Source organism: Citrobacter sp. (genome assembly GCF_050252275.1).
Taxonomy (GTDB): domain Bacteria; phylum Pseudomonadota; class Gammaproteobacteria; order Enterobacterales; family Enterobacteriaceae; genus Citrobacter_A; species Citrobacter_A amalonaticus.
In genome coordinates this window covers 1-8,352 of record NZ_JBFWLF010000203.1, presented here as the reverse complement: position 1 = coordinate 8,352, position 8,352 = coordinate 1, and the positions used below count along the sequence as shown (strand labels likewise).

The following is an 8,352-nucleotide window of genomic DNA, read 5'->3' as shown; positions in this document are numbered from 1 at the left end:
CCTGTGACTTTATTCCGGTCGGTCTGTCGCTGGCAGAAGCCCGCCAGGACACCGTTCGCGTCGGCGTGCCGTCGGTACTGGTGAGCCGCTTCCTGACGGGGGCACCCACCGTTCTCATCGCCTGGTTTGTTTCCGGCTTTATTTATCAATAAGAGGTGTCGACATGACCGTTATTTATCAGACCACCATCACCCGTATCGGCCAGAGCGCACCGGATGCGCTCTGCGACCAGATGCTGATTACCTTTCGTGAAGGCGCGCCTGCGGATATCGAGGAGTTTTGCTTTATCCATTGTCATGGCGAACTGAACGGCCCGCTGCAGCCCGGCGCCCAGTTCGAACTGGGTCAGCATCGTTATCCGGTCACTGCCGTTGGCAGTGTGGCCGAGCAGAATTTACGTGAACTGGGGCATATCACCCTGCGCTTCGATGGGCTGAGCGAAGCGGAATTTCCCGGCACCGTGCATGTCGCGGGGCCTGTACCGGACGATATCGCACCGGGCTGTATTTTGAAGTTTGTCGCTTAAGGAGAGAAAAATGAATCAGGTTGCCGTTGTCATTGGTGGAGGACAGACCCTGGGGGCGTTCCTCAGCCGTGGGCTTGCAGCAGAAGGGTATCGCGTTGCGGTGGTAGATATTCAGAGTGATAAAGCCGCAAACGTTGCACAGGAGATTAACGCAGAATTTGGCGAAGGCATGGCCTACGGTTTCGGCGCCGACGCCACCAGCGAACAGAGCGTGCTCGCACTCTCTCGCGGTGTGGATGAAATCTTTGGCCGCGTGGATCTGCTGGTTTACAGCGCCGGGATTGCGAAAGCAGCATTTATCAGTGATTTCCAGCTCGGTGATTTTGACCGCTCGCTGCAGGTGAATCTGGTCGGCTACTTCCTCTGCGCACGTGAATTCTCCCGTCTGATGATCCGCGATGGTATTCAGGGACGTATTATTCAGATCAACTCCAAATCCGGTAAAGTGGGCAGCAAGCACAATTCCGGCTATAGCGCGGCGAAGTTTGGCGGCGTGGGGTTAACGCAGTCGCTGGCGCTGGATCTGGCGGAATATGGCATTACCGTGCATTCGCTGATGCTCGGCAACCTGTTAAAGTCACCGATGTTCCAGTCGTTGCTGCCGCAGTACGCCACCAAGCTGGGTATCAAGCCAGACGAAGTGGAGCAGTATTACATTGATAAGGTTCCGCTGAAGCGCGGCTGCGACTATCAGGATGTGCTGAACATGCTGTTATTCTATGCCAGCCCGAAAGCGTCGTACTGCACCGGGCAGTCAATCAACGTTACCGGTGGACAAGTAATGTTTTAATGGGTATCGCCCGGTGGCGATACGCTTACCGGGCCTACCCGCAGGCCGGATAAAGTAAAACCGCCGTCTGGCAAAATAAAAGGAGCAACATATGGTATCCGCACTCGTTACTGTCGCCGTCATTGCCTGGTGTGCACAACTGGCGCTGGGATACTGGCAAATATCGCGCTTTAACAATGCATTTGACCGGCTTTGCCAACAGGGACGTGTCGGCGTAGGGCGTTCAGGAGGACGTTTTAAACCGCGCGTCGTGGTCGCCGTCGCTGTCGATGACAATCAGCGAGTCACCGATACATTGTTTATGAAAGGTCTCACCGTATTCGCCAGACCAGGAAAAATCGCCGACATTCAGGGCAAACATCTTAATGAATTACAGCCTGATGTGATCTTTCCCCATGATCCGCTATCGCAGAATGCACTATCATTGGCGCTTAATCTGAAACATGGGTAATTTCGTTGTGAATGCTATTAGCTTGCGAAATTATCATTTCGCAAATTTAATTCAGGGTTATTTCGCCTATGAAACCTCGTCAGCGTCAGGCCGCCATTCTGGAGCATCTGCAAAAACAGGGTAAAAGCTCTGTGGAAGAACTGGCCCAGTACTTTGACACCACGGGCACGACCATTCGCAAAGATCTTGTCGTTCTGGAAAATGCCGGTACCGTCATTCGCACCTATGGCGGCGTGATGTTAAATAAAGATGAGTCCGATCCGCCTATCGATCACAAAACGCTGATCAATACGCATAAGAAAGAGCGTATTGCTGAAGCTGCGGTCCGCTTTATCCATGATGGCGACTCCATCATTCTGGATGCCGGGAGTACCGTGCTACAAATGGTGCCGATGCTTACCCGCTTTAGCAATATCACCGTCATGACCAACAGCCTGCACATTGTCAACGCGCTGTCCGAGTTAGACAACGAACAAACCATCCTGATGCCTGGCGGAACATTTCGTAAAAAATCGGCCTCATTTCACGGACAACTGGCCGAAAACGCCTTTGAGCAGTTCAGTTTTGATAAACTCTTCATGGGCACCGACGGTATTGATCTCAGTGCCGGCGTGACCACCTTTAATGAGGTTTACACCGTCAGCAAAGCGATGTGTAACGCCGCTCGCGAAGTCATTCTGATGGCGGACTCATCAAAGTTTGGCCGCAAGAGTCCGAATGTTGTGTGCAGTCTGGAAAGCGTCGACAAACTGATTACCGACGCGGGTATTGATCCCGCATTTCGTCAGGCGCTGGAAGAAAAAGGGATTGAAGTGATCATAACCGGAGAAACCAATGAGTGATGCACTACTGAACGCGGGCCGTCAGACGTTAATGCTGGAATTACAGGAAGCAAGCCGTCTGCCGGAACGTCTGGGCGATGATTTTATCCGCGCCGCCAATACCATTATCCACTGTGAAGGCAAAGTGATTGTCTCAGGTATCGGCAAATCGGGCCATATTGGTAAGAAAATCGCCGCGACGCTCGCCAGTACCGGCACCCCGGCCTTTTTTGTTCACCCTGCCGAAGCGCTGCATGGCGATCTGGGGATGATCGAAAGCCGTGACGTGATGTTGTTTATCTCCTATTCCGGCGGCGCAAAAGAGCTGGATCTCATCATCCCGCGTCTGGAAGATAAATCCATCGCCCTGCTGGCAATGACCGGCAAACCCAATTCACCGCTGGGTCTGGCGGCGAAGGCTGTTCTGGATATCTCCGTTGAGCGCGAAGCCTGCCCGATGCACCTGGCACCGACCTCCAGCACCGTCAATACCCTGATGATGGGCGACGCGCTGGCGATGGCGGTTATGCAGGCACGCGGCTTCAATGAAGAAGATTTTGCCCGCTCGCATCCGGCCGGTGCGTTAGGCGCGCGTTTGCTTAATAAAGTGCATCACCTGATGCGCCGTGACGACGCTGTCCCGCAGGTTCAACTTGCCACCAGCGTGATGGACGCGATGCTGGAATTAAGCCGTACCGGTCTGGGTCTGGTCGCCGTTTGCGACGACCAGATGCAGGTGAAAGGCGTCTTTACCGACGGCGACCTGCGTCGCTGGCTGGTTGGCGGCGGCGCGCTCACCACGCCGGTCAGTAAAGCGATGACCCACAACGGCATCACCTTGCAGTCAGAAAGCCGGGCGATTGATGCCAAAGAGATCCTGATGAAACGCAAAATTACCGCCGCGCCGGTGGTGGATGAAACCGGTAAGCTCACCGGCGCCATCAACCTGCAGGATTTCTATCAGGCCGGGATACTCTAATCCTTCAGCCCCAGACGCTTCGCCAGCCGGTGCAGGTTGGCGACGTCCGTTTCAAGTGCCCGGGCGCTGGCCGCCCAGTTGTGATTATTTTGCGCCAGCGCCTGGCGAATCATTTCCCGCTGGAACGCCTCCGTCGCATCACGCAGATTGTGATTGCGCGGTAAATCCGCTGTCACTTCCGGCTGCGGCGTCATAGCCTCCTCCTGCAACGCGAAATGCTTCGCTTCCAGTACCACTTCGTCTCCGGATCGGGTCGCGCGCGCCAGCACTACCGCCCGATGAATCGCATGTTCCAGTTCACGCACGTTACCCGGCCAGCCGTAATTCAGCAGATGGCTACGCGCCCCAGGACTGAGCACCACGCAGGAAAGCCCCAGTCGTAATCGACACTGCTCGCAAAAATAACCCGCCAGCAACACCACATCTTCCCCACGCTCCCGTAGCGGGGGAACCAAAAGCGGAAACACGCTCAGACGATGAAACAGATCGGCACGAAAACGTCCCGCCAGCACCTCTTCACGAAGATCGCGATTCGTTGCTGCCAGCACGCGCACATCCACGCGCAGGCTGCGGTCATCGCCGACGCGCTGAATATCGCCATACTGCAATACGCGCAGCAGTTTGGCTTGCAGAGCCAGCGACAGTTCACCAATTTCATCGAGGAATAACGTGCCGTTATCGGCCATTTCAAATTTGCCGCTACGGTTGCTGATGGCCCCGGTGAATGCCCCTTTTACATGACCAAACAGTTCGCTCTCCGCCACGCTTTCCGGCAGCGCGGCGCAGTTCAGGTAGACCAACGGGTTGACCGCGCGAGGTGAACCTTCATGAATCGCCTTCGCCACCAGTTCTTTCCCGGTACCAGTTTCGCCGCTGATTAACACGTTGAGATCGGAGCCTGCCACAATCTCGATCTCTTTTTTCAACTGCATCATGTTCGGCGAGAGACCAATCATCTGCGTCTCTTTTATCTGTTCGAAATCGGTACTCGACCCCGGCAACATATTCTGGCTTTCCAGTTGTTCAATCAGCAGCGCATTGCTCAATGCACCGGCGGCCAGCGCGGCGATGAGCCGTAACTCCTCATCGCTGAAAATATCAAACTGATCCGGCGCCATGCCATCGAGGGTCAGCGCGCCGATCAGATTCTGCCCGGCAAAAAGCGGCAACCCAATACAGGCATGCACTTTCAGACTCTCCTGCCCCGGGATCAATCCGTCATACGGGTCAGGCAAATCGCTGTCTGCCGGAAAGCGCACCACGTCTCCGGCGCGGGCGATGGCCTCCAGTCGGGGATGCCCTTCGAGGGTAAAACGCCTGCCGAGCACATCACGTGCAAGACCATCAATCGCCAGCGGGATAAACTGGCGCGCCTCATAACGCAGCAATGCAGAAGCATCGCATTCCAGCACCTGACGCAGCGTAGTAATCAGACGCTGAAAACGATCCTGATGGCCCACTCCGCGCTGTAATTCAATGGCGATCCCCGCCAGCACATCAACAGAAAAACTCATGCTGTCCTCACTGTCATTTTGACAATCCATACTGTCATATTGACTGTGTTATGAATAGTCTTTTTGACTACCATCTAATGAGTATAAAATTTTAAATCAATAAAAATCAAATAGATAAAAAATTGGCACGCGACCTGCAATAAGCGAAACAACTTATTTGAACAACGCTAAATGAATTGAGGTTGCTATGTCTATTCTGGTTAAAAATAATATCCATTGGGTTGGCCAACGTGACTGGGAAGTGCGTGATTTCCACGGAACCGAATACAAAACGCTGCGCGGCAGCAGCTACAACAGCTATCTCATCCGTGAAGAAAAAAATGTCCTGATTGATACCGTCGATCATAAATTCAGCCGTGAGTTTGTGCAGAACCTGCGTAATGAAATCGACCTCGCAGACATCGATTACATCATTATCAACCATGCGGAAGAAGATCACGCCGGGGCGCTGACCGAGCTGATGACGCAGATCCCGGATACCCCTATCTACTGCACCACCAACGCGATTGACTCAATTACCGGTCATCATCACCATCCGGAGTGGAATTTTAACGTCGTGAAAACCGGCGACACTCTGGATATTGGTAACGGCAAACAGTTGATCTTCGTGGAAACGCCGATGCTGCACTGGCCGGACAGCATGATGACCTACATGACCGGCGATGCCGTCCTGTTCAGTAACGACGCTTTCGGTCAGCACTACTGCGACGAACGTCTGTTTAACGATGAAGTGGATCAGATCGAGCTGTTCGAACAGTGCCAGCGTTACTACGCCAACATCCTGACCCCGTTCAGTCGTCTGGTGACGCCAAAAATTACCGAAATCCTCGGCTTCAACCTGCCGGTCGATATGATTGCCACCTCCCACGGCGTGGTCTGGCGCGATAATCCGACCCAGATTGTTGAGCTGTATCTGAAATGGGCGGCGGATTATCAGGAAGATCGCATCACAATTTTCTACGACACCATGTCCAATAACACCCGCATGATGGCGGATGCGATTGCACAGGGAATTAACGAAGTCGACCCGAACGTGGCAGTGAAAATTTTTAACGTCGCCCGCAGCGATAAAAACGAAATCCTGACCAACGTTTTTCGCTCTAAAGGTGTGCTGGTCGGCACCTCCACGATGAACAATGTGATGATGCCGAAAATCGCCGGTCTGGTGGAAGAGATGACCGGTCTGCGTTTTCGTAACAAACGCGCCAGCGCTTTTGGTTCCCACGGCTGGAGCGGCGGAGCGGTCGACCGCTTATCCACCCGTTTACAGGATGCCGGTTTTGAAATGTCGCTGAGCCTGAAGGCCAAATGGCGCCCGGACCTGGATGCGCTGGAACTGTGCCGCCAGCACGGTCGTGAAATCGCGCGTCAATGGGCGCTCGCGCCGTTGCCGGACGCGACAGTGAAAGCGACAACCAAAGAAGAAGCATGCGCCTGCGCCGCCGCAGCAGCCGACCTCGGTCCGAGCATGCAGTGCAGCGTGTGCCAGTGGATTTACGATCCGGCAAAAGGTGAACCGTTGCAGGATGTCGCGCCAGGTACGCCGTGGAGCGATGTGCCGGACAACTTCCTCTGTCCGGAATGTTCATTAGGCAAAGATGTCTTCGACGTGCTGGCAACGGAGGCAAAATGAGCCGGGGAATTGTCATCATTGGTTCAGGCTTTGCTGCCCGCCAGTTAGTCAAAAACATTCGCAAGCAGGACGCGGATGTCCCGTTAACTCTGATTGCGGCTGACAGCATGGATGAGTATAACAAACCCGATCTCAGTCATGTGATAAGCCAGGCGCAGCACGCCGACGACCTCACCCGTCAGTCGGCGGGAGAGTTTGCTGAACAGTTTGCTCTGCGTCTCTTTCCCCACACCTGGGTCACCGACATTGATGCCGATGCCCACGTGGTAAAAAGCCAGGACAAGCAGTGGCAGTACGACAAACTGGTGCTGGCTACGGGCGCTGCGGCCTTTGTTCCACCGATAGCAGGACGTGAGTTAATGCTCACATTGAACAGCCAGCAGGAGTACCGTGCCTGCGAAACACAGCTACGCGATGCCCAACGGGTGCTGATTGTCGGCGGCGGGTTGATTGGAACCGAACTGGCGATGGATTTCTGCCGCGCAGGTAAAGCGGTCACGCTGATAGATAACGCAGCCAGCCTGCTTGCTTCGCTGATGCCGCCGGAAGTGAGCAGTCGCTTACAGCATCGTCTTACCGATATGGGCGTACACCTGTTGCTGAAATCACAGTTACAAGGGCTGGAGAAAAGCGCATCCGGTATTCGTGCAACGTTCGATCGCGAGCGCAGCATTCACGTCGATGCGGTGATTGCCGCCACGGGTCTGCGCCCGGAAACGGCGCTGGCGCGTCGCGCCGGTTTAACCCTCAACCGCGGCGTTTGTGTCGACAGCTACCTGCAAACCAGCCACCCGGATATTTATGCCCTCGGCGACTGCGCGGAGATCAACGGTCAGGTGCTACCGTTCCTGCAGCCTATTCAGCTCAGTGCGATGTACCTGGCGAAAAATCTGCTCGGCGGCAACGCGCCGCTGAAGCTGCCTGCCATGTTAGTCAAAATCAAAACGCCAGAACTGCCGCTGCATCTGGCAGGGGAAACCCAGCGTCGCGATCTGAACTGGCACATTGCCGCAGAATCTGACGGCATGGTAGCCAAAGGGATGAACGGTGAAGGACAGCTCTGCGCCTTCGTGGTGAGTGAAAACAGAATGAAGGAGGCTTTCGCCCTGCTGAAAACGTTGCCTCGGCAGGCCGGATAAGACGCTCTGCGTCGCCATCCGGCGCTATCGCCACTGATTGATTAACCTCATGCACACGGAAGTGCGATATTGCTTGTCGTTTCGCCCCGCCTGCCCCGGGGCTTTTTTCCTCCCGCCTAAACGTTTTCCGAATCCGGGCAATATTGCTCTCCCCTCGCAGTTTTCCCCCGTGATGCCAGCTTAAGGTAATCCTTCTGATTTATATGCAAAAAGGGTTTAAGCATGAGTGGAAAACCGGCGGCGCGTCTGGGCGACGGCACCATGAAGGGCGGTAGCATTGTCCAGGGTTCGGCGGGCGTGATGATTGGCGCACCTACCGGCGTGGCCTGCTCGGTCTGCCCGGGAGGGATGACTTCCGGTAATCCAGTCAACCCGTTGCTGGGTGCAAAGGTGCTGCCCGGCGAAACCGATTTCGCCCTGCCCGGCCCGTTGCCGTTTGTGCTCTCGAGGACTTACAACAGCTACCGGACGAAAACGCCTGCACCGGTGAGCATCTTCG

The 8,352-nt window shown here is 54.9% G+C and carries 9 protein-coding genes and 1 pseudogene; 9 read left to right on the top strand and 1 reads right to left on the bottom strand.

What is annotated here, in order from left to right:
* The 6 genes and pseudogenes from srlE to gutQ form a co-directional block, all read left to right on the top strand.
* Positions 1–152, top strand: a pseudogene (srlE, locus tag AB7E14_RS16325) (PTS glucitol/sorbitol transporter subunit IIB); the annotation flags it as partial.
* Between the two features lie 11 nt (positions 153–163).
* Positions 164–526, top strand: coding sequence for a PTS glucitol/sorbitol transporter subunit IIA (gene srlB, locus AB7E14_RS16320; protein WP_042322676.1), 363 nt, complete (start codon positions 164–166; stop codon positions 524–526).
* 10 nt (positions 527–536) lie between these two features.
* Entirely contained in the window at positions 537–1,316 is a 780-nt protein-coding gene (gene srlD / locus AB7E14_RS16315) for a sorbitol-6-phosphate dehydrogenase (protein ID WP_042999607.1), read from the top strand.
* 91 nt (positions 1,317–1,407) lie between these two features.
* The gene (gutM, locus tag AB7E14_RS16310; protein ID WP_042999606.1) at positions 1,408–1,767 is read left to right on the top strand and encodes a transcriptional regulator GutM; all 360 of its coding nucleotides are present in this window, start codon (positions 1,408–1,410) and stop codon (positions 1,765–1,767) included.
* A 68-nt stretch (positions 1,768–1,835) separates the two neighbouring features.
* Positions 1,836–2,609: a glucitol operon DNA-binding transcriptional repressor SrlR gene (srlR, locus tag AB7E14_RS16305; protein ID WP_042999605.1), complete on the top strand. Its 774-nt coding sequence runs from the start codon at positions 1,836–1,838 to the stop codon at positions 2,607–2,609.
* A complete protein-coding gene (gene gutQ, locus AB7E14_RS16300; RefSeq protein WP_058587004.1) occupies positions 2,602–3,567 on the top strand; it encodes an arabinose-5-phosphate isomerase GutQ in 966 nt (321 codons plus the stop codon). Before srlR ends, gutQ begins: the two co-directional genes overlap by 8 nt.
* Here gutQ and norR read toward each other — a convergent pair.
* On the bottom strand, positions 3,564–5,081 hold the full coding sequence (gene norR / locus AB7E14_RS16295) for a nitric oxide reductase transcriptional regulator NorR (RefSeq protein WP_428169675.1): 1,518 nt from the start codon (positions 5,079–5,081) through the stop codon (positions 3,564–3,566). The genes gutQ and norR overlap by 4 nt on opposite strands.
* Before the next feature lie 187 nt (positions 5,082–5,268).
* Between norR and norV the strand changes: the two genes are divergently transcribed.
* The 3 genes from norV to AB7E14_RS16280 all read left to right on the top strand — a co-directional run.
* Positions 5,269–6,714, top strand: a complete 1,446-nt coding sequence (norV, locus tag AB7E14_RS16290; RefSeq protein ID WP_044327450.1) for an anaerobic nitric oxide reductase flavorubredoxin — start codon at positions 5,269–5,271, stop codon at positions 6,712–6,714.
* Positions 6,711–7,853, top strand: coding sequence for an NADH:flavorubredoxin reductase NorW (gene norW / locus AB7E14_RS16285; protein WP_316962832.1), 1,143 nt, complete (start codon positions 6,711–6,713; stop codon positions 7,851–7,853). The genes norV and norW overlap by 4 nt, the downstream gene beginning before the upstream one ends.
* Before the next feature lie 222 nt (positions 7,854–8,075).
* The coding region (locus AB7E14_RS16280) for a DUF6531 domain-containing protein (protein ID WP_428169674.1) at positions 8,076–8,352 on the top strand (277 nt) is incomplete at its 3' end.